Below are 23094 nucleotides of genomic sequence, written 5' to 3'. Positions count from 1 at the left end.
TTCTGTAAAGTCCATCTCCTATTATACCGTAAGCACAGCCCCAACAACCATCCTATTGACGTATTTTCAAACGACCGGCGCGCGAGGCAGCCCAATCGCAACAACTGCACCGCCTTCGCTCCGATTGCCAGCCGTAATAAATCCGCCGCACCGCTCCACAATTGCCCTCGCAATCGCAAGGCCAAGTCCCGTCTCTCCATCCTTACCCTTCACGAATCGATGGAATAGATAAGGCAGCAGCCCTTCCTCAATTCCCTGCCCGTCATCCAGCACTTCCACTTTAACCTGTCCATCTCGCATAAGCACCTGAATCCGCACTTCTGTATCCGCATGCCTCACCGCATTCGTAGCCACATTAAGCAGCGCCTGCAGCAATTTATCTCGGTCCGCATGAACGATCAGTTCACTAATTCCGCCCTCTTCAACATGCACCGTAACCCCGCGCTTCACAGCCGTCGGATTCACGCGCTCCACTGTCTCCGTCAAGAGCTCCATCAGCTCCACTGGCGCAGGGTGATAGATGTCTTCTTCTCCGTCAAGTTTCGCCAGCAGCGTCATCTCGGTGACGATTTTCTTCAGACGACCGCTCTCCCCGATGATTATGTCCAACCCTCTGCGCATCGCCTCTCCCTCGAACACACCATCCCGTATCCCCTCGGAATAGCCGACGATCGACATTAAGGGCGACTTCAATTCATGGGACGCATTCTGAAAAAATTGCTTCTGGACCCGGCTCGATCGATCCAACTCGCCTGCCATTTCATATACCGTCTGCGCCACTGCCCCGATCTCTCCGCCTGTCTGCACGAGGTTCACCGAGGAGAATTGACGCGCTTTGATTTTACTCAGCTCATCCTTCAGCCGCATCAGCGGCGTAATCAGCTTCCGCGTGATCAGATGACTCAACAAGAGAATGAACAAGCCGCAAATGATGAAAATAATAAGCAGCCGTCTCAGCAGCGCCATCTCGATCTCTTTGATTTTGCTCATCGGCGTTACTAAGGTTAATGTCCCTTGCGGCAGTGCATTGACCTCATATAGGTAGTTGGAATTGTTGCCGGTCCACAGTTTCTGCATCTGCTCCGCGCTAGCCAGCTCCGAAGCCGCAGTCGTCAGTGTTGCAGTCCCCTTGTTGACCGTATCTGCTTCAAATACCTTCGCTTCTTGCGTTGTATCATTTCGCAGCACGTTTCCATCTTTGTCCGTAAGGATGACCTCAATTGCAGCAGCTGGTGAAGGGACGGTTACTTGCGTACTAGCAACAAGCTCAGGCGCACTCGACGGCACCGCATCGGCAGTCACTGTTACCCGATCCCTCGTAACCTCCTGCGCCTCACTCGTATCCAATGAAGCCCCTGGTTTCTCCGCGGCTTGTCCCTCAACCGCAGCAGACGTATCCTTCCCTGTCGACGAATCCTGTTTACTCCCCGTAACTGCCGTCCCCGTATTCGTTCCGCCCACAGTCGTGGTCTCCTTACTGCTCATCGTTGCAGCAAGCACGCTGCCATATGATTTCATATCCGCCTTCTGCGTCCCGATGAAATGATCGAGCAGCACATAGTGGATGAGCACGCCGGTCACCGCCAATACCGCGATGAGCGCTGCGCCGAACGCCAGATTGATTTGATGGACGAGCTTCATAGTTAGACCGCGCTCCCTTCGCTTCTCATCCGATAGCCATGACCCCATACGGCCTCAACAGGCAGATGCTCGATCTTCTTCCGGATGCGCTTGATCAGATGATCCACCGCACGATCGCTCCCGTAATAGTCGTCGCCCCATACGAGAGTCAGCAGCTCCCCTCGCGTGAACGCCCGATTCGGGTGCTCAGCCAGCACTTTCAGCATCTCGAACTCCTTATACGTCATGTCGATCTCCTCGCCTGACCAGAACACGCGCCGCTCCTCCGATATCAGCTCCAGCTCATTAAGCTCAATACGGCTCGTCTGCCCGGCAGCCTGCTCTTCTTCCCGCTCCGATACCTGTCCATCTGAACGACGAGTGCTGCCATACCAACGCTGAAGCTGCCGTTTGATTCGCGCCACCAGCTCACGTGGACTGAACGGCTTCACTAAGTAATCGTCTCCGCCAAGCTCGATGCCAAGGATTTTGTCCACTTCTGTATCCCGCGCGGAAATCATCATAATCGGCACTTCTGCTTCAGTCCGTATGCGGCGGCACAGCTCATAGCCATCAATGCCTGGCAGCATAATATCGAGCACCCATAGATCCGGCGGACTTGTCTTCCACAGCTCCCACGCTTCCTCTCCGCTGCCGAGTCCAATCGTGCGGAATCCTTCACGCTGCAGGTAAATCTCAACCAATTCCCTTATATTCACGTCATCATCGACGACGGCAATGCAATATTCGCTAGCGATCATAATACGCAGTCCCTCCAGCCCTCTAACCGACCTTACTTCTTACGCTTCTTCAAGTATAACAAGCAGGCGGGCACGAAGTAGCTTCTGCCATCGTTTTTCCACAAAGTCACCAACGGGCTGCCATCCTTGTTCGATAAAGTGAAACTATAGCGCAAGACAAGACAATCACCCAAACATGAATGGAGTGCATTCCCTTATGAAAAGCAAAGTTCTAATCAGCCGCTTCGCCCTCTCCACCTTCCTGCTGTCCGCTGTTGCCTTCCCTTCTGTAACGAACGCAGACGGTGCAAACACAAGCAGCAGCGCTGCGGCCGAAGCACCTAAGCTCATCGCCGTATCCGAAATCCAGCCAGCACCAGTAGCAGTGAACGAGCTTAACGCCGTGTCAGCAGCACCCGTAAGCGCGGTCGAAATAACAGCATCAACTCGTTCGACCACGCAAGCCGCTCCCGCTCCTGTCATCATGAGTTTCACTTCACCAGTCGAGCTGGCCGAGAGATACGCATCTGATACGGTTGAGGACTGGAAGACTGCTCTGGAAAAGTACGATACGCTGGTACAAAAGCATTCCACTGTCGCGACCTATACGTATTCACCCGTCTCCACCGTCCCTGTGCCTGTCGCGCCCACACTTGTAGAAGCTGTAGAAGTAACCAGTTCGGAGAAGGGAACTCCTATTACCGATGTTGCTAAGCCAGCCCAGATATCTGAAGTAGGAGTAGTTAGAGCAACCGAGCCGGCCCCTGTGCCAACCCTCCAGCCTGTCAGCATTGCAGTCTTGGACGAGGCAGATGCCACTGTTGCGTTAAACCGCATCGAAGCCGTTGAAGCAAAGCCAGCAGCTGCTGCGACGTTCATTGCTCATGAAGCTGGCACCGTAACGATTCAGAGCAATGACTCCGATCTAACATTCGTGAAGGCAGAGATTGCACTCGCCAAGGCTGCCGAGACCAAAGACACTGATAAAATCAAAAACGCGTTAAGCGAGCTTATGGCGCAATACCAAATTCAGATCGCTGAGCTTGAGCAATCGAGCAAATAATTAATGTGAAGAAGGGCTGCACCTCATCCTAGAGGGCAGCCCTTGCTCGTCCACAGAAACACCGTATGAAGCTCCAATTCCACGACACCGCATCCTCACATTTACTGCCCATCCTCTATCTTCCACACCAATTCCACTTCATGCTTCTATTATGCAATCTTCATCTGAAAAAAGTCTCAAAAACCGCGCCACTGCGCTAATCTTCTCGCCTTCTCCTGCCGACATATATAAACGTTACTACCAACGTCTTATGGACAATCACCGCCGCTAACCCACTAGAATTTCAAGTCAACTGGAGGCTTTCCCTGCATGAAAATTTCGTACAAACTCATCACCGCTTTCGCAATCGTCATCGCCTTAATGATTACGATGGCAGCAACAAGCTATCTGCATACGCAGCGTTCCGAACGCGCTTATGACGAAATGCTGCAAGACGCTGATTACGATACAGATCTGCACCTGCTGCAGTACAGGCTGGCTGGCATGTCTAATGATGAGCGCGCCTACCTGCTTCAGGGTGACAAGCAATACCGCGAAGAGATCGCTGAGAAGGGCCAAGAGGTTCTAACGGTCCTGCAACGAATCGATGCGAATCCGACTCTCGATGCCGACGATCATGCGAAGCTGAAGCAAATCAAATCCTACTTCACTATTTACACCGAATCGAGCGACAAGGTGTTCGCCCACCTCGACAGCGGTGATCATGATGGTGCCTATTCCCTTCATTTCAACGAAGAGCGTACGTCCCGCAAGAAGCTGGACGAAGTCGTTGTAGCGGCTGTAAATAAGCTCGAGCTTGAGATCGCGGCTGACAAAAGAAATCGTACCCAAGCAGCCAATCAACAAACGATCATTACGGGCGCGCTTCCGCTTAGCGCCATGATCGTCGTGGTATTGATCATGATTCTATTGAACGTCTTCATCACTCGTCCTATCCGCATAATCAACCGACAACTGGCGGAAATCGCCGATGGCAACGGGGATCTCAGTCAGAACCTCGAAGTCCGCTCGCGCGATGAGATCGGAGAGTTGGCAGGCTCGTTCAATCGAATGACAGCCAAGCTTCGCTCGATTCTATCGCAAGCGATGGATACGGCGCTCCATGTTGCTTCGTCTTCGAATCAATTGAGCGCAAGCGCCGAACAGACGACACGTGCAACGGAGCTGATTGTCGCATCGACTCAAGAGATCGCGGCGAGCGCCGAGACCGAGCAGCAGCAGATGACCGAAGCAACGCAAGCGATCAATGAAATCGCGGACGGCATTAGCGAAGTTTCAGGCAGCAGCGACCGTATGCGTGCAAGCGCACAATCCGCGCTCGAAGCATCCACCTCGGGCTCAGCAGCCGTACAAGATATGGTGCAGGCAATGGCTGAGATGCGCGCGAACGTTCAGCATACGTCCTCTGTCGTGCAATCGCTTGGCAGCCGCTCGCAGCAGATTAACAGCATCACTGACATCATTACCGATCTGGCCACAAGAACGAATCTGCTCGCCCTCAACGCTTCCATCGAGGCAGCGCGTGCAGGCGAACAGGGCCGCGGGTTCGCTGTCGTCGCACAGGAAATCCGCAAGCTCGCCGAGCAATCAGGCCAATCCGCGAATCAGATCGGCGAGCTCATTCATGAGGTCGTCAATCATACCGGCAATGCCGTTGATTCCATGCTCACCGTAGCCGAGCAGACAGAGCAAGGACTCGAGAAGACGGAGCAAATGAACAAGCTGTTTCTCGCCATCGAGCACAACGTTGCCGACGTCGATCAACAAGCACAGATGGCAGCAACGATTACGATGGAGCTTGCCGCAGCAAGCCGCCAGCTCGTTCAGATTACCGAAGCCGTATCGAATGCCAGTCACGAAGTGGCCGCAGCTTGCCAGCACAACTCTGCTTCCACTGAGGAGCAGCTTGCAACGATGGAGGAGATCTCGTCCAGCTCCGAGGCACTCGCCCGCACGGCCGACGATCTGCGGGAAACACTTTCCCGCTTCAAGCTGCAATAATAACCTGCCGGTATCCACTCAACTTGCTATACAGCGCACAAAGCCGAAGGGGACCCCATTCTCACAGGTCCCCCTCGGCTTTTTTCTACGCATAAAAACGGACGCCATCTCGGCGCCCGCTCTCTATTTAATCCTAATCGTCGTCCTTACTCTTCTCCGACAGCTGCAGCTTCACCGTCTGCTTCTCGCCATCGCGATAATACGTAATTTCGATCGTGTCACCGATCTTCTTATGTTCGTACAAATATTTGCGAAGCTCCATCGTGCTGCCAATCGGCGTCTTATCAAGCTTCGTGATCAGGTCATTGAACTTCAGACCCGCTTCCTGCGATGGACCAACCGCCTCCAGCACAATGACGCCATCCTTCACCTCGTCCGGAATAATGATGCCTGTATCGTCCACAGCATCACTCAGCGAGCTGCTATCTGTGTCCCCGTCAACGCCCGCATTAGGCTCAACGCTGCTGCCATCAACGCCCGTATTCGGAACATCCATGTTATCCTTCGGTTTCGTCAACGCTTGCTGCGCCAGATATTGATCCAGATCCAACGTGTATACGCCCAGGTAAGGACGCTTCACAACGCCATACTTGATCAGGCTGTCGATAATCGGCTTCGCGTTATCGATCGGAATGGCAAAGCCAACCCCTTCAACACCGATATCCGCAATCTTCATACTGTTGATGCCAACCACACGACCGTCCAGATCGATCAATGGTCCGCCGCTGTTGCCTTGGTTGATCGATGTATCGATCTGAATGAACTCCTGCTCCCAGTCATAGTTGCCATCCTGGTTGAGCGATACCGGAATCATCCGCGTGGTCTTGCTTATAATGCCCGATGACAGCGAGTCGCCTAGACCAAGCGGACTGCCGATTGCCATAACCCATTCGCCGTTACGCAGCTTGCTCGATTCACCGAACTCGGCAACATCGCCGATGCCCTTGTCATCGATTTGCAGCACAGCAAGGTCCGTAATCTGATCGCCGCCAACAATCGTTGCTACGCGCGAAGTACCGTCGGTCATCGTAACCTCTACCCGTTCCGAACCTGAGATAACGTGGTAGTTCGTTACAATAAGCGCCTTGCCATCCTTCTTCTCGAAAATAACGCCTGAGCCAACGCCCACCTGCTGCAGCTGACCCTCTGCCGCTTCCGAGTCATCGCCAGTTGAGGAGCTAATTCCGCCTAATGCATATTGCTCATTTATTACACTGACAACCATCGGGCGAACCTTCGCCGCCGCGGTGATCGTCTTCTCGTAAGGATCTGCCGTCTGTGTCGCCGTCACAGCTGATGATGCTGCTGGCGTCTTTTTATCTGAGCTGTCGCCTCCGTGATAGAACAGCGTGCCGAATAAGAGCACCGCTGCCGCCGCGCTAATCGTTGACGATAGCACAGCTACCCGCATGTTCGACCAATTGGACTTGCTCCGCAGCACCTTCGACTGCTTCGCATCCTCTTGAATCCAGCGGTTTTTCCGCCGGGATACCCGGCTCGAATAGAAATCGTCGTCGAACAAGCTCATATCTATCTCTCCTCTCAATGCGCCGCAGCACATTAAGACAAATTTCTTTATAGATGTTGTTCAAAAAGTCCGCTTTTGATCACGAAGTGATTCATGAAGCATATTCGGCGTCGAAGATTGCGTTCACCTTCGGAGTCCGGTACTCATGTAGGTTTGGCCTACACTCCGTTCCTCCCCCTTCAGGTTCTCGCAATCTTCTCGGTGCTGAAAACCGAACTTTTTGAACATGTACTTATAGGAATATTTTCGGTAATTACGACTACAATAATAATAGATTGCAAGACGAAATGATAGAGATGAAGGAGTGAAATCTCGTATGACTAAGAAATCATCTCCCACTTGGGACTTTGTACAGCTTAACGCCACTGTTGCCGACCTTAGACGCGACCAATATCGCATTCTATTAACGGTCGGTGTCCTGCTAGATATATTAGTTGAACGCGGACTTGTTACACGTGAAGAACTAGAAAACCGTACTTCCATGCTCGACGACGAGCTAGAGACACTTATCGACGCTTCACTTCGTCCCATGGGGTAGCACGATCATAGTACGTATCGCGCAATGGGTCCTCATCTCTTTTAAAGAATATGCCGTTGTTCTCAAAAATACCATTAATCGTAAGCTTCGCAAGCTCCATTACATTATGATCCAGACTAAGGTGCGCCAGATAGACGCGCTTCGTCCGATCCGTCATCAGTTCGCAGAGCGCTTCGCCTGCCGCAACGTTGGACAAGTGCCCGACATCGCTTAGAATACGCCGTTTAATGTTCCATGGATAACGCCCCATGCGGAGCATCTCCGTATCGTGATTCGATTCCAGGACAAGCACATCCGAATCGATAATAGCCTGTCTCACTTTGTCGCTCACATAGCCAAGGTCCGTTGCCAGACTCAGCTTATAACCATCTTCGGCAAAACAATACCCGACCGGCTCAGCCGCATCGTGTGAGATCGGATAAGACGTTACCCGCATATTGCCGAACGATACCGTCTCGCCCGTCTCGACGATTGTCCGCTTCTCCGGCGCAATCGTACCAACATGTTTCTCCATTGCTTCCCAAGTCGCTGCATTCGCGAAGATAGGAAGACTATATTTGCGCGCAACCGCACCTAATCCCTTGATATGATCGGAATGCTCATGCGTCACGAACAGGGCGTCAATGCTATGGCCTGACACCCCGCGTTCCGCCAGCAGCTGGTCGATCCGCTTCGCGCTCAGTCCCGCGTCGACGAGCACCGTATGCTCATCGTTCTGCACGACTGTTGCGTTGCCGGTCGACCCGCTGGATAACACCGTAAATCGAAATCCCATAACGTCCCTTACGTCCCTTCTCCCACATTCCCCTGACAACCTAACCTTACTCTCACTGGGCAATGATGACCATGCCCAATTGCTTCCTGCTTGGTGTAACCCATTAGCATTCCCCAATGCTAATGTTCGTCCGCTGTGTCCTCGACCTTCTCCTGTACAACCTCAGCGCTGATCGCATGAACGTAGAACGGTTTGCCGTTCTCGAGCAGCACCCGCCAAGACGGCGCAGCATACTGGGTTTCCGAGTTGAACAGCTGGCCATGATAGCCAAGCGATATTTCTTTAATAACCGATCCCTCTTCCAAATACTTGTCCACGAGCGGCACAATCGCCTTCGAGGCCGGCAGCACTTCATGCGCCTCCGAAGCTTCGGCGTCGACCAGCTCAACCTGTGTCTGGCGGTATGCGGTTATTTTCTGGTTCTGATTGCTGTAGAACAGCTCAAGCTTCACATCGAACATCGGCCGTCCGCCTGCCATCCGGTATAGAACAAAGATGCCGTCAGGGCTGGCCAATTGGTCGTACTGATACTCCGCCAGATCGGGAATGACACCGCCCAGCTGAGCAATCAGTTCCTTCTCGTCGAAAATAATCCGGCTGTCCACCGGTTTCTCAAGCGTGACCTCTTCTGCCGTGCCGGTTATTTTGAACCGATAGGTCAAATCCCGCAGCTCTGGCGTTTCCGATGGAATGCTTGCTGATGTTGCGAGACCGATTCCCCGCTCCTTCATCATCCGCAGCGTATCTGCATCCAGGTCGCCCAGCTTCTGGCCCGTATTCAACCGTTCACTAACGTTCTCCCACAGCTGATAGCCGAGCACGACATTCAGCAAGAGAAAAGCGAGTATAAGCACGCTCTTAGCGCGGCTCCAATCCATGCGCACTCACCTCCGACTTGAGACGCTCCTACTGCCGATGATCAAGCTTCATGCTGCAACCGACACTGCATGAACACGTCAGCAGGAACAGCTTGGTTCATCCTGCTGGCTGTTCCACTGCCGCCGTTTTATCTTCCAGATCCGACAGCCTGCTGACCGACGTATTCGAACGGCCGCTGCCGCCGGCAGCGCCGATTCCGCTTACGGTCTTATCCGCATTGGCTGTCGTATTCTTCTTCTGCTGCTGTTCTAGCTGCCACTCATGCCGCTCTGCCACGCCGTCATAACCAGCTGGCTGGGCATTCATAACGATGACCTGGGTGCCATCCGCATAACGAGCCGCCCAGACCGGCACCAACGATAAGGTGTCTCCATCCGTCGCTGGAATGACGCGTACAGCTGGATACACCGATCGGATCTCGCTTCTGCGATCCATCGCTTGCAGCGTAGACCGTAGAAGCTCGCCTCCTGGCAGCCAGCGCGTCGTCTTCAACTGCGCGACATTCTCCAGCGTCATAAGCGAGCGTTCATACTCCGTTACAACGCCCTGCTGCAGCAGAAGCCGCATGTAACCGAATTTGTACAGCTCGTCCGATACGATTGGATAAGCGCCGTAATACTGCTGGAACAACACCATCCGTCCGCCATCACCGGCTGCGTCTATTGTTGAGCTGACTGGTACATAACGATGCAATCCGTCCCAGCCGCCATGCTCATTAATGAACTGCAGAGAAGCAAGCACATTCTCGGATATATCGTTCTGCGTCGTCTGCGGAGCAGCCGGGTTCGTATAGCTAGCCCACTTGCCATTCTGTTCGATCTGCAGACCGCGCTTGCCATCGGTGAAGATTAACGCGCCATTCAAGTTCTCCAGCGTCCGCGTCGTGCCTGGGTCGGAGAACAAGCTGCGCTGCATCTGATCAGGCGGGTATGTCTTGTAACCGACAACCGCTTCGACCGCTTCAATCGAGATCTCCGGCAAATAAATATCGCCATCCGGCTTATACGATGTACCGTATTGGCCGAAGCCGACATATTCCTCGACATCGCGTGCTGTAATATCAGTACGGGACGCCTCGTATACCGTACGACCATCTGAACTGAACAAGAACGCATGCACCAGCTCGGTATCCTCATCCATGTAGATCCAGATCCGATCGATCCGATCCGCCGTGAATACCAGATCACCCTCAAGCTTCATCAGCTTGCCAAGCAGTGAAACGGGTACGCCGTCGAACCGAAGCTCAACGCCTTTCTTCTTGTCGCGAATCTGGTTCCAGTCATAACTCGACTTCGCATATCGGGTGAAGCTTTTGAACCCGACCGCTTGTATCTTACGGAACACGAGATCATAGAAATTAGTGGGAGGATACAACACCGTATGCTGCGACTGCCCCATATGAAGCACAATCGATTCGGGAAAAATAACGTTCTCGATCTGCTCGGTCGGCCCCATCTGCTCCGTATTCACATAGTCGATGCCGGTTCGGACTCTTGCTGCGAGACCTGGCATACTGTATGCAAGCCAGTAGCTTTGCAGCAAGCTAAGCACGATAAGCACGCTTAGAATGACCGTCTTCAGTTTCTCGATCATGCGGACTCGCCCCCTTCCCGAATGTCGGGTGTCGGCAGCGTGAACGTGACCGTCGTACCTACATTCAGTTCAGAGTCGAGTGAGATTGTCCCGCCATGCGCCCGGACTATTTCCCGGGCAATGGATAGGCCTAGTCCTGTGCCGCCCATATTGCGCGAGCGGGCCTTATCAACCCGATAGAATCGGTCAAAAATGCGTCCCATGTCCTTCTTCGGAATGCCTATGCCCGCATCCTTGACGCTGATAGCAACCGAGTGGGTATCTGGTTTGCGTGCGGTCAGCACAATGCTTCCGCCGCCCTGCGTATATTTGATTGCATTAGATAACAAGTTATCAAGCACCTGGTCGATGCCATCGCGATCGAGCCAGACGGAGCCGACGCCATCCTCGATGCGAACCTCGGACTGAATGCCCTTCTGATTCATCTGGAAGGCGAATCGGTCCGCAGCTTCCTCAAGCAGATCTGGCAAATTCGTGGAGCTCCGCCGCAGCGGCGCCTGATTCGAATCGAACCGGGACAGGTGAAGCAGATCCGTCACGAGTCGAATCATCCGCTCCGTCTCGTTACGAATAACGTTCACGAAACGATCAGCCAGCTGACGCTCGTCGAGTGCGCCATCATCCAGCGCCTCGGCATAACTCTTGATCGTCGTCAGCGGTGTCCGCAGCTCATGCGATACGTTCGCAACGAACTCTCGGCGGGACTGCTCCAGCTTCTCTTGCTCTGTTACATCCTCTAGGATAACGATCGTGCTCGTCGTACCCTTATCGCGGCGATGCACCGGCGTGAACGTCACGCGCAGCAGCCATTCGCCGCCATCTTCACTCTCCTGATGCAGCAGACGGGACCCGGCCGACTTCTGAAGCTCGGTCATGTCTTCCTGAGACAAGCCGAGGAGTCGCGTCAGCGGCTGGCCCTCGCACTCCGCCACATCAAGAAGCTCAAGTGCGCGGCGGTTGGAGACGATAACGTGCCCGCTCTGGTCTGCGGCGACAACGCCGTCACTCATATTCGCAAGCACAGAAGCGAGTTTGTCCCGCTCCTCTTCGTTGACCGACAACGCTTCGCGCAGCCGGTTCGTCATGTCGTTGAACGCCTCGCTCAATCGACCGATCTCATCGTCGCCAAGCACCTTGACCTGTTGGTCAAACCGGCCCTCGGCGATTGCCGCCGCAGAACGTGTCAGTGTCTTAATCGGGCTCGTAATCGTATGCGCCAGCAGAACGCCGAGCACGCCGGTTAGACCAAGCGCGAGCAGCGTACCCGTCACGAAGATCCGATTGACCCGGTCCATCGTGTTGTACAGATCGTTCATCGACGCAACGATATACACGGCGCCAATAACGCGGCCGCCTTCATAAATAACGGGCTGCGCGATTATTTTCTTCCGCACATTATCTTCATCGATAATTTCTTCTTCATTATCTCGAATCGATTGCAGCGCGCGCGTGACTGCCAGCGACGTGTTCTTCTTGCCCACGTACGACTGATGGGATGCCACCGACGTAGCCAATACTTTGCCGCTGCTATCGAGCACTTGAATCTCCGCTTCGCTGATCGAGAACAGGTTGCGCACCAGGTTGCTCAGCTCCGCTGTATCCGAAGTTTTGTCATCCCGAGTGACTCCTTTGCCTGAGAGCGTTGGCACCGCCATCTCCGACAGCAAGTTGGCCTGATCCTTCAGGTTGCTTGTGAAGCTCTCGGTCAGCGAGTTCTTGACCGTGCTAATGAAATAGACACCTATGAGCTGCATCGCGATGAGGATCAGCAGCACATAAATAATAATCAGCTTAACCTGAACGGTACGGAACAGCCGAATCCCGTTCATGCAAACCCGAAGCCGCCTGATTTGGGATTACGCATCAGATAGCCAAGACCGCGCCGGGTTAGAATATATTCTGGTCGGCTCGGATCGTCTTCAATTTTCTCCCGAATACGACGCACGGTCACATCGACTGTCCGCACATCGCCGAAATATTCAAATCCCCATACCGCCTGCAGCAAATGCTCGCGCGTCATTACCTTGCCGCTGTTGCGGGCCAAGTAATAAACAAGCTCATACTCACGGTGCGTCAGATCGATTGGTTCGTTATCTTTATAGATGACATACATGTCGGTATCGATAAACAGGTTAAAAATCGTCAGGCCGTTCTTGCTCTGCTCCGCTTCAGCGGCGCCATTCGCAACCGCGGCATCAGCAGCGGCCGTCTGCGCTTCCGCAACCGCTTCGCTTGCCTTCTTCTGCCTGCGAAGATGTGCCTTTACCCGTGCCAATAGCTCACGCGTGCTGAACGGCTTCGTTACATAATCGTCAGCGCCAAGCTCTAGGCCCAGCACTTTGTCGAGCTCCGTATCCTTCGCCGTCAGCATAATGATTGGCAGCTGGAGACTTGCCGCTCGTACTTCGCGACATACGTCCATGCCATCCTTCACCGGCAGCATCAGATCGAGCAGCATCAGATCCGGACGCTCCTCATACGCGAGACGTACCGCCTCGCCGCCATCGAAAGCACAGATGACCTCGTAGCCTTCCTTCTCGAGGTTGAATTTCAAGATGTCAGCAATCGGCTGTTCATCGTCAACTACTAATATTTTGCCGTGCATGGCTCCACCGCCCGCCCGTAATAGTTTCTCATACGTCTAACAGTACCATTTTACCATACCCGCCCTTGCAGTCCCAATGAAAACTCTTTCATGTACGGAGAAACAATTCGATGGCGATTCTAATCTAGATTTAACATTCATTTCATACTCTGTTGAACATTGTGCTCTACAATGAAGTCAGTCAAACAACGAACTTACATATGGAAAGCGAGAGTGACCAATCATCATGAACTCAACAATCCGCCGCCGCAAGAGCCGACTAGCTCAGACAGCTGCCGCAGCTATGATACTTGCCGCCGCACTCAGCCAGAACAGCAGCTTCATGTCGGACAGAACGATCGCCCGCGATCAACAAGATGTATTGCCGCAGCCCGTTCTTATTCCCCAGCATGCCCTTGGCTTCGAGAAAAGCGCCGTGTAATTGAATCTCGGTTCCCTTCAGATCTCCGCTTCTCCTAACCCATTACTCCGCAGCTCTCACCCGCCAACAACTAGACGAACGTTACCCCCACACCAATAGATCGGCTAATTCAATAGACCCTCACCACCTATTCAGTTGGACCCCTCAATTCCCGACGCATGAAAAAAGCACCGCCTCCAGCGAGTCCGCCGAGTGCGATGCTTATCTGTCTTACAAATATTTGAGCGGGTTCTGCACCACGCCGTTCTTCTGAATCTCGAAGTGAAGATGCGTGCCGGTTGAATGGCCCGTGTTGCCCATTACGCCAACCTTATCGCCCTTCTCGAGGATTTGACCGCTTTTCACGGAGATCGACTTCATGTGTCCGTACAATGTTTTGTAACCATTCTTATGATTTATAATGACACAATTGCCGTAACCATTCTTTTGTCCAGCGAACTCTACAACACCATCATCTGCCGCCATAATCGTGCTGCTGCCAACCAAGTCTACGCCTTCGTGCTGTTTGCCCCAACGTCTGCCGAAGCTGCTCGACAGCGTATGACTGCTAATCGGCCAAGCGAATACGCCCGAACCTTCGCCTTGTACAACTTTCGTGCCTTTTACGACGATCTTCGGCGTACCCTTCTTCAGAACCTCGTATCCGATCAACTCCTCGCTCATCAGATAACCGTTGTCCTTCGTCAGACGGTACGTCAACCGCTTCTTGCCGCCGCTTCCCTGCTGCAGTACTTTCGACTCGCCGACGCGCATGTTGGCGCTCGTCCGATACACGACTTGGGGATCGGTCGTCACAACCTCTGCTACGCTCTCCACCGTACGCACCGTCACAGCTGGTTTCTTCACCGTAAGGTCCAGCACGTCGCCGACCTTAATCAGATCATCCTCGATCCAAGGGTTATTCTCATATATAACCTGCTTCGAAATGTTCATGCTCGATGCAATACATCCGACGCAGTCACCTTCGCGAACTGTATATTTGGTACTCGTCAAATTGCCCACGACAAGCTTCTGGTACAACGTCTTCTCATCAACGATCTTCGTTGGGTCCACATTCACAGCCGTCTTATCGATATCATCGATAATCTCGACCTTCTTCAGCTTGCGATCCGAACCTGCATCCATGTCGCTGCTGTAAGCGAGCGCCGTCACTTTGCCCGACTTCGCACTTGTCTGCGGCGCGAACTTGTCTTTCACTTTCTCCATAATGCGATCAGCTGTCTCACGGTCTTTCACGACGCCAATGACTTTACCGTTTACCTTCACCTCAACGCCAGTTGCGTAGGTAGTAAGCATGCCTTCCAGCTTCGCAATCGTCGCCTCTGTCTCCGGGTCTGCCTTATAGCCGCTCGCCGGCTCATAGGATACTTTACCTGTATCCAGTACCATATTCACATCTGGATGGGACTTCTTTACTTCATCAGCCTTGCTAAGCAGCATGGCTTCTACCGATTCGGGCTTGTCTACCGTCCCGACCAGTTGATCATTCATAAGTACGTTATAGTAATCTACCGTATTAGCTTTTACGTATTGTTTACCGCCTGCAACTGCAAGCACGCCAACAACACCGATCGCGACCGCAATCACTGCGACTCGACGATATCGGTTACCGGATGCTCCCTCAGGGGCCTTCACTGCTGATACTGCTGCTTTCCGAACATACCGGTACAACCGTAATACGGCTTGCCATCCGGCACTGCCCGGCTTGGAATCCTTGTTAACGGTCATGACAATCTCCTTCTCCTATCAACTACTAACTCTCTCTTGTTGGCATCGATTGGATATATTTGGAACTTCAAACAAATAAAGCGTAACATCCACTGGGAATGTTTACGCTCTTTACTGTACCATAGTAAAAAAGTTGGAAGCAAATAATTCGGTTCGACAAAAGGATTAATATTTTTTCAGAATGTCCATAAACTGCTTATATTGTTCCTCCGTTAGATACTGAGCGACAATTTGCTGGATATTCGTAAGCTCCTGATTGGTCAAACCGTTCTCCGTATAAGCCGAGATTGTCTGCCACGCTTCCTGTGGCAGCTTCGTTGCCAGCAGCTCGAACAGTTGGTCTTTATCCGCGTCGCTAAGCTGATTCTTAGCCTCCGTCATCTCTTCCGTCGTCACCGCTGTACCGCCCGCTTCCGTCTTAGGTCCCGTGCCGCCGCCAATTCCTGTTATTGCGCCTTCTTCCTCCTGGCCGAAAGCATCAATCGCAACCGGATCCTCATCTGTGCCATCTGCCGAATTGCTTCCCGAGGCACTGTTATCCCCCGTCGTTGACCCGTTTGCCCCCTGCTCCGATGAATCTCCGGTCCCGTTCGGTACACTACTGCCGTCTGTTGTCGAAGCTCCCTTGTCGTTGCCGACGCCATTCGCGCTATTCGTGCCATTTCCGCTGCCCGTGTCAGCGATTCCCGTGTTATCCTTCGTGACCGGATCAGCGCCCCACAGCTTGCCCCATACTCCCGACAGCGCGAACGGCTGCACGTCCAGCGGCATATTATACTGCTTCAGCAGCGACTCTACGTAACTATTGACGATATAACCCGTTGTCCATATAGACAAAAAGCTGGCGATCAAGCCAACGGCTATCGCGCGGCCTACCCAGCCGAACATTTTCCACATGCTTATTCCCTCCGTATCCTCTTATGACCGCTCCTACGGGTTGTCGAACACTCTCTATCTCTATCTTGTCTACAACCAGTATGGTCAGCGAGAGGAGAAGGTATAACCGGCACCTGTTAAAATCCTTCCTCGAGGAAGGATTCAAGGGGCTCGTCGCCCCTTGGACCCTACTATTTCAAATCACTACTTTAATTTTCACAACCACTTAAACCATATTTTCTACCTACCCAAACCCTCCCTGCAAGGGAGGGCCCCAAAGGTCGTGTGACCTCTGGACTCCTCACAAGGACGCAGCCTTGACTACTTAAGAGCGTGCGCCCGCTCTTGCCGCATCCGCGGCAAAGCTAATTGTTCATTGTATCTAGGTACGGTCAGTCGTCCGCATACCCATTCGCACATGTCCACCTGTCACCGCCCATTGATGGCACTAACTACGGGGCATGGCCCCTATGATCCCCGTTGATTTCCTACCAATTGGAGAATTCCAAGGGCTTTGCCCTTGGGATCTCTTTATTTCTTCTACCCACCCAACCCCTCCCTGCAAGGGAGGGCCCCAAAGGTCGTGTGACCTCTGGACTCCTCACAAGGACGCAGCCTTGACTACTTGAGAGCGTGCGCCCGCTCTTGCCGCATCCGCGGCAAAGCTAATTGTTCATTGTATCTAGGTACGGTCAGTCGTCCGCATACTCATTCGCACATGTCCACCTGTCACCGCCCATTGATGGTACTAATTTCGGGGTATAGCCCCTATGATCCCCGTTGATTTCCTACTTGTAGGAGTATTCCAAGGGCTTCGCCCTTCGACCTCTTTATTTTCCCTCTACCCACCACCGCCCATTGATGGCACTAACTACGGGGCATGAACATAGCGGTGTGGGACGCAGCCGTTGTGAGTTACTGCGTGCTTGGAACCGTGTGCCCCTGTGGAGCACAACTCTTGTTGGAGTTCAAAGCAAACAAAAAAGGCAACCGAAGCGTCGCTTCGATTGCCTCTCATTTATTAATGTTAGGGCCTAGCCGTAGATCGGCGTTACGATATTCGTTTGCTCACGGTTACGGCCGACCGAGAAGATTGCGATCGGGATGCCCGTCAGCTCGGATACGCGCTCTACGTAGCGGCGCGTGTTCTCCGGCAGATCCTCGAGCGTCTTCGCGTTCGAGATATCTTCGCTCCAGCCTGGCAGCTCTTCATACACTGCTTCGCATTCCGAGATCAGCTTCAGGGATGCTGGGTAGTGGTGAATGATTTCGCCGCGGCATTTGTAAGCGACGCAGATTTTGACCGTATCAAGACCGGACAGTACGTCCAGCGAGTTGAGCGACAGGCCCGTAATACCGCTGACGCGGCGAGCGTGGCGAACAACGACCGTATCGAACCAGCCAACACGGCGTGGACGGCCTGTTACCGTACCGTACTCATGGCCGCGATCACGGATCCATGCGCCCGTCTCGTTGTCTTGTTCCGTAGGGAACGGACCGTCACCAACGCGTGTCGTGTACGCTTTGGCTACGCCGATAACTTGTTGGATCTTCGAAGGACCCACGCCGGAGCCGATGCACACGCCGCCAGCCGATGGGTTCGACGATGTTACATATGGATACGTACCTTGGTCGATGTCGAGCATAACGCCTTGCGCGCCTTCGAACAGTACTTTCTCATTCGCATCGATTGCGTCATTCAGTACAACGGAAGTATCCGTTACATATGGACGCAGCGTCTCTGCGTGAACGAGATATTCTGCGATAATCGATTCAGCGTCAAGCGGCTCGCCGCCGTAAACTTGCTGGATCACTTGGTTTTTCTCTGCGATAAGGCGCGTCACTTTCTGCGTGAACTCTTCTGCGTCCATCAGATCAGCAATACGAATGCCGTTGCGAGCAGCTTTATCCATGTATGCAGGACCGATGCCTTTGCGCGTCGTACCGATTTTGTTATCGCCTTTGCGCTCTTCTTCCAGACCGTCGAGCACGAGGTGATAAGGCATGATAACGTGCGCGCGATCGCTGATTTTCAGGTTATCCGTTTTAAAACCATTCTCATGAATATAGTTAATTTCATCGATAAGAGCCGATGGATTGATTACCATACCGTTGCCGATGACACAAATTTTATTCTCATTGAAGATGCCCGAAGGAACCATCGTAAGCTTATACTTCTTGTTACCGATCAGAATCGTATGACCCGCATTATTACCGCCTTGGTAACGAGCGACGACGTCGGCACCTTCCGCCAAATAATCGGTAATCTTACCTTTTCCTTCGTCTCCCCACTGCGTTCCGACAACAACAACCGTAGACATGATCATACCCCCGCCCGATGCTGACTTGCACCGAAAATGATTGCCAACTCCGATCAGACGCCTAGCTCGTCCTTCATCCTGCGACCGGTAAGTCTTGGGCCATGTGGACAGGCAGAACCAAGGCCGCAATCGAACTGAAGGCAGCATGACTAGTGTATCAGCCGCACCGCTCAAAGTCAATTAAAACGCGAACAATTATACATCGGCCTATGTGAATGTTCGGAAATATTGCAGCTCTTTCGTCTCAGTCGAACCCATTCCGCCATATTATTTGCAATGAAGCTCTTTTTATAAGTCAGCTTTCCGGTAACAAAATAAAAAGTCCGATGCACCCCGTGCATCGGACCAATAATCTAAAGCTATAGACACTTTACGAAGCCGGTTCCTGATGCGTCCGATCTAGTCCGACGAACTTGTTGAACTGCTTCAAGAACGCCAGCTCAACCGTACCGACCGGACCATTCCGCTGTTTCGCGATAATGATCTCGATAATATTCTTCTTCTCGGATTCTTTATCGTAGTAATCGTCGCGGTACAAGAACGCGACGATGTCGGCATCCTGCTCGATCGAGCCCGATTCACGAAGGTCAGACATCATCGGGCGCTTGTCCTGCCGCTGCTCAACGCCCCGCGACAGCTGCGATAGTGCGATAACCGGCACTTCCAGCTCACGGGCAATCTGCTTCAGCGTACGCGAGATCTCGGATACTTCCTGCTGCCGGTTCTCGCCCGCTTTGCCGCGGCCTTGAATGAGCTGCAAGTAGTCGATCAGAATCATGCCTAGACCGCGCTCTTTCTTAAGACGACGGCACTTGGCACGGATGTCAGCTACCGTAATACCTGGCGTATCATCGATGTATATCTCTGCCTCCGACAACGAGCCAATTGCCATCGTCAACTTCTCCCAGTCGTCGCCTTCTAGGAAACCGGTCCGCATCCGTCCCGCGTCTACATTTGACTCGGCGCAGATCATACGTTGGCATAGCTGCGCCGCGCTCATCTCAAGACTGAAAATCGCTACTGTTTCCTTCGCCCGTACACCGACATTCTGAGCGATGTTCAGTGCGAAAGCTGTTTTACCTACGGAAGGACGGGCGGCCACGATGATCAAGTCGCTTCGCTGGAAGCCTGACGTCATCTTATCGAGATCCGAGAAGCCCGATGGAATACCGGATGAACCACCCTTATTCGAATAGAGCATCTCAACCCGTTCGAATACTTCCATGAGCACGTCTCGGATCGAGATGAAGCCGCTGCTTGAACGACGGTTCGAAATCTCAAGAATTTTCTGCTCGGCTTCGCCCAGCAGCAAGCCGACATCATCCTCTGCCGCATAGCCGCTCGAGACGATATTCGTTGCGGTACGAATAAGGCGGCGAAGCATCGACTTCTCTTCGACGATCTGCGCGTAGTACTCCACGTTCGACGCCGTCGGTACCGCATTTGCCAGCCTAGCCAGATACGTAACGCCGCCCGCTTCTTCGAGCATTTGACGATCCTGCAAATAGGCAGTCAGCGTGACAAGGTCAATGGGCTGGCCACCCTCACCAAGTTCGACCATTGCTTCGAAGATACGCTGATGGGCAGGGCTGTAGAAGTCGTCGCTCTTTACCCGCTCCATTGCCGTAATCAACGCTTCGCCCTGCAGCAGGACGGCGCCGAGAATCGCCTGCTCGGCCTCCAGATTCTGCGGCGGTATACGGTCAAATGCCATTTGATCCGGGTTCATGCTCATGGATTGGTTCCTCCTTATACCAGGATCTTTGAGTTAACGTCAGGATCTTTGAACATGACATCAGGATCTTTGAATGGAGTTCAAAGTCGCTCTGCTTATTCAAAGTCACTCTGCTCACTCAAAGTCACCCTGCTTAGTCTATGCTGTATACTAGTCCCTCTAACGAACAGCCGCCCGCGGCCGGCGCTAATGATTCATGCACCTGACTCTGCGAGCGGATTGTCCGTCTATCACAACCTATTTAAGGCCGACTTCATCATTTATTCTTCAGCTGCTTGAACCTTCAGCGTCGTCTTTACTTCCGTGTGAAGCTTCACAGGGATTTGCGTTACGCCAAGCGTACGAATCGGATCTGCGAGCTCGATCTTACGTTTGTCGAGACGTACACCCGTCTGCGCTTCAAGCGCTTCTGCAATTTGCTTGCTTGTAATCGCACCGAACAGTCGGCCGCCTTCGCCGGCTTTCGCTTTAATGACGACGGTCAGTTCCGCCAAGCGAACGCCGAGTGCTTGTGCATCTTCCTTCTCTTTATCCTTACGTTTCTGTTCGGAATTCTGCTGTGCCTTCAATGTGTTAATGTTACCCGCTGACGCTTCCTTCACGAGGCCCTTCGGCAGCAGGAAGTTGCGTGCATAGCCTTCCGAGATTTCTTTAACTTCGCCCTTCTTGCCTTGTCCCTTTACATCTTGCAGAAAGATAACCTTCATTCGAATAACCCCTCTTCCTTCTCGATCTCTTCCAAAATTCTGCGCAGCCGCGCTGATGCTTCCCGCACGCCGCACTCCAGCTGCGCAGCCGCATTCGTCAGGTGCCCGCCGCCGCCAAGCCGTTCCATAACGACCTGAACGTTCATCGCACCTAGCGAGCGGGCGCTTACGCCAATTAGACCGTCCGGCCGTTCGCTAATGACGAACGAAGCGTAGATGCCGGTCATATTGAGCAGCGTATCTGCCGACTGCGCAATATGCAGCTGTGAATATTTGCGACCCGGTTCCGTCACCGCAATCGCGATATGGTCATACAGGACTTCTGCGTGCTTAATGATGTCCGCCTTCAGGATGTACTCCTCAAGGTCTTCCTTCAGCATCCGCTGAATGAGCATCGAATCGGCGCCGTTACGACGCAGGAACGATGCGGCCTCGAACGTGCGGGCACCTGTCCGAAGCGAGAAGCTCTTCGTATCGACCGTAATGCCTGCGAGCAGCGCCGTTGCTTCACGTACATCGAGCGATATCCGCTCATGAATGTATTGCAGCAGCTCCGTTACGAGCTCACATGCTGATGAAGCATAGGGCTCCATATAGACGAGCACGGACTTGGATATAAACTCCTCGCTCCGTCGATGATGGTCGATGACAACGATCTTGTCGGTCTGCTGCAGCAGCCGAGGTTCCTTCACCATCGAGGCCTTATGCGTATCGACTACAACAGCCAACGTCTTCGACTCTACGAGGTGCAGCGCCTGCTCTGGCGAGACGATCCGTTTGGTAATCCGCTCGTCTTCCCTCAGCATCTCCATCATCTTCTGAATCGCTGGGTTAATGCCCTCAAGCACAATGTAGGCTTCTTTATTGAACATCTGTGCTGCCTTCAGCACGCCTATCGCAGCGCCGAGAGCGTCCATGTCCGGCATCCGGTGTCCCATAATGACGACGTTATTACTCTCCCGAATCATGTCCCGCAGAGCGTGAGCAACGACGCGGGCACGTACCCGCGTACGCTTCTCGACCGCATTGGATTTGCCGCCATAGAACGACTGGCGCTCGCCAACCTTCACGGCCGCCTGGTCGCCGCCGCGTCCAAGCGCAATATCAAGGCTCATCTGCATCCACTGGCCAAGCTCGGTCACCGATTCAGCGCCAGCAGCGAAGCCGATGCTAAGCGTAACCGGTATTTTGTTCTCTGCCGTAATCTCACGTGCCTCATCCAGCAGTTCGAAACGGCTTTGTTCCAGCTGCTTAAGCGTCTTCTGATCGGTAATGATCAGGAAACGGTCGGAACTGAGCCGCTTCAAGTACGTATGGTACTTCTGCGCCCAGTCCGTAATCTCGGCCGTAACCTTCGATAGCAGCGTCGTTCGCTGCTGATCGTCCATCCCTTGCGTCACTTCTTCAAGGTTATCCATAAGCACAACGCCGAGCGCGAGTTTCTCATCCTCATGCTTACGGGCTAGCTGCCACATAAGCGTAATGTCGTGAATGTAGACGAGCCGTTCCTTACTCTTAAAGTTCAGCTCGAATACCCGATTGCCCAACATGACTTCATAGATCCCTTCACTGTTCTTGCTCTCCTTCATCGAAGGGAACAATTCGCCAAGAGAAGTGCCTACGACCGAGTCTGTGTCAAAAATACGTGCCGCATAGGCGTTATTCCATTCAACGATACGTTCATCATCATAAATGATAATACCGAAAGGCAGCTCGCTAATAACCTCGCTGCCCGCTTTCTTCACACGATAGGACAGCGTCCCGAGATACGACTTCAGGTCGCGCCGGAATGCTCGCTCCGCATAGACCGCATAGACGCCTACTGCTATCGTTAAGATCAGTCCTGCCAATCCGATCACCCAATTGAAGAAGGTGAGTGCGGCCGACAGGAGCAGCAGCAGCACGAACGCCCATAACTGATGCATTCCGTGCCATCGCTTGACTAGAAACTTAGGCATTTCTTC

Annotated in this window: 18 protein-coding genes; 4 read left to right on the top strand and 14 right to left on the bottom strand. The window is 53.0% G+C overall.

All coding sequences use genetic code 11. From position 1 onward, the window contains the following. Positions 1 to 66 precede the first annotated feature (66 nt). Entirely contained in the window at positions 67 to 1641 is a 1575-nt protein-coding gene (locus H8B09_RS16380) for a sensor histidine kinase (protein WP_191205138.1), read from the bottom strand. A 2-nt stretch (positions 1642 to 1643) separates the two neighbouring features. After that, entirely contained in the window at positions 1644 to 2381 is a 738-nt protein-coding gene (locus H8B09_RS16375) for a response regulator transcription factor (protein WP_191204635.1), read from the bottom strand. 196 nt (positions 2382 to 2577) lie between these two features. Between H8B09_RS16375 and H8B09_RS16370 the strand changes: the two genes are divergently transcribed. Both H8B09_RS16370 and H8B09_RS16365 read left to right on the top strand, forming a co-directional pair. Then, on the top strand, positions 2578 to 3423 hold the full coding sequence (locus H8B09_RS16370) for a hypothetical protein (protein ID WP_191204634.1): 846 nt from the start codon (positions 2578 to 2580) through the stop codon (positions 3421 to 3423). 309 nt (positions 3424 to 3732) lie between these two features. Further along, positions 3733 to 5424, top strand: a complete 1692-nt coding sequence (locus tag H8B09_RS16365; RefSeq protein ID WP_191204633.1) for a methyl-accepting chemotaxis protein — start codon at positions 3733 to 3735, stop codon at positions 5422 to 5424. A gap of 133 nt (positions 5425 to 5557) precedes the next feature. On the opposite strand, the gene H8B09_RS16360 is transcribed toward H8B09_RS16365, so the two are convergent. Then, positions 5558 to 6952, bottom strand: coding sequence for a S1C family serine protease (locus tag H8B09_RS16360; protein ID WP_191204632.1), 1395 nt, complete (start codon positions 6950 to 6952; stop codon positions 5558 to 5560). A gap of 316 nt (positions 6953 to 7268) precedes the next feature. Between H8B09_RS16360 and H8B09_RS16355 the strand changes: the two genes are divergently transcribed. Then, positions 7269 to 7490 (top strand): hypothetical protein, encoded by a 222-nt coding sequence (locus tag H8B09_RS16355; RefSeq protein ID WP_191204631.1) that lies wholly within the window; start codon positions 7269 to 7271, stop codon positions 7488 to 7490. Here the strand turns inward: H8B09_RS16355 and H8B09_RS16350 are convergent. From H8B09_RS16350 to yycF, 5 genes are all read right to left on the bottom strand, one after another. Beyond that, positions 7459 to 8265 (bottom strand): MBL fold metallo-hydrolase, encoded by an 807-nt coding sequence (locus H8B09_RS16350; RefSeq protein WP_191204630.1) that lies wholly within the window; start codon positions 8263 to 8265, stop codon positions 7459 to 7461. The two genes, H8B09_RS16355 and H8B09_RS16350, sit on opposite strands and share 32 nt — an antisense overlap. Positions 8266 to 8384: 119 nt before the next feature. After that, a complete protein-coding gene (yycI, locus tag H8B09_RS16345) occupies positions 8385 to 9143 on the bottom strand; it encodes a two-component system regulatory protein YycI (protein WP_191204629.1) in 759 nt (252 codons plus the stop codon). 97 nt (positions 9144 to 9240) lie between these two features. Then, complete coding sequence (locus tag H8B09_RS16340) at positions 9241 to 10737, bottom strand: YycH family regulatory protein (RefSeq protein ID WP_191204628.1); 1497 nt, start codon at positions 10735 to 10737, stop codon at positions 9241 to 9243. Next, on the bottom strand, positions 10734 to 12566 hold the full coding sequence (walK, locus tag H8B09_RS16335) for a cell wall metabolism sensor histidine kinase WalK (RefSeq protein ID WP_191204627.1): 1833 nt from the start codon (positions 12564 to 12566) through the stop codon (positions 10734 to 10736). The genes H8B09_RS16340 and walK overlap by 4 nt, the downstream gene beginning before the upstream one ends. Next, positions 12563 to 13342: a response regulator YycF gene (gene yycF, locus H8B09_RS16330; RefSeq protein ID WP_191204626.1), complete on the bottom strand. Its 780-nt coding sequence runs from the start codon at positions 13340 to 13342 to the stop codon at positions 12563 to 12565. The genes walK and yycF overlap by 4 nt, the downstream gene beginning before the upstream one ends. A 226-nt stretch (positions 13343 to 13568) precedes the next feature. Here yycF and H8B09_RS16325 point away from each other — a divergent pair, with 226 nt between their 5' ends. Continuing rightward, a complete protein-coding gene (locus H8B09_RS16325) occupies positions 13569 to 13763 on the top strand; it encodes a hypothetical protein (protein ID WP_191204625.1) in 195 nt (64 codons plus the stop codon). Positions 13764 to 13973: 210 nt separating this feature from the next. On the opposite strand, the gene H8B09_RS16320 is transcribed toward H8B09_RS16325, so the two are convergent. From H8B09_RS16320 to H8B09_RS16295, 6 genes are all read right to left on the bottom strand, one after another. Continuing rightward, on the bottom strand, positions 13974 to 15491 hold the full coding sequence (locus tag H8B09_RS16320) for a M23 family metallopeptidase (protein WP_191204624.1): 1518 nt from the start codon (positions 15489 to 15491) through the stop codon (positions 13974 to 13976). Positions 15492 to 15656: 165 nt separating this feature from the next. Then, on the bottom strand, positions 15657 to 16388 hold the full coding sequence (locus H8B09_RS16315) for a hypothetical protein (protein ID WP_191204623.1): 732 nt from the start codon (positions 16386 to 16388) through the stop codon (positions 15657 to 15659). A 1013-nt stretch (positions 16389 to 17401) separates the two neighbouring features. Then, positions 17402 to 18688, bottom strand: coding sequence for an adenylosuccinate synthase (locus H8B09_RS16310; protein ID WP_191204622.1), 1287 nt, complete (start codon positions 18686 to 18688; stop codon positions 17402 to 17404). A gap of 370 nt (positions 18689 to 19058) precedes the next feature. Further along, positions 19059 to 20423: a replicative DNA helicase gene (gene dnaB, locus H8B09_RS16305; protein ID WP_397376078.1), complete on the bottom strand. Its 1365-nt coding sequence runs from the start codon at positions 20421 to 20423 to the stop codon at positions 19059 to 19061. A gap of 260 nt (positions 20424 to 20683) precedes the next feature. After that, complete coding sequence (gene rplI / locus H8B09_RS16300; protein ID WP_191204621.1) at positions 20684 to 21130, bottom strand: 50S ribosomal protein L9; 447 nt, start codon at positions 21128 to 21130, stop codon at positions 20684 to 20686. After that, on the bottom strand, positions 21127 to 23088 hold the full coding sequence (locus H8B09_RS16295; protein ID WP_191204620.1) for a DHH family phosphoesterase: 1962 nt from the start codon (positions 23086 to 23088) through the stop codon (positions 21127 to 21129). Before H8B09_RS16295 ends, rplI begins: the two co-directional genes overlap by 4 nt. Between the last annotated feature and the right edge of the window lie 6 nt (positions 23089 to 23094).

This window comes from Paenibacillus terricola (assembly GCF_014779765.1).
GTDB classification, from domain to species: Bacteria; Bacillota; Bacilli; order Paenibacillales; family Paenibacillaceae; genus Paenibacillus_T; species Paenibacillus_T terricola.
This window is presented reverse-complemented; position numbering and strand designations above follow the sequence as displayed.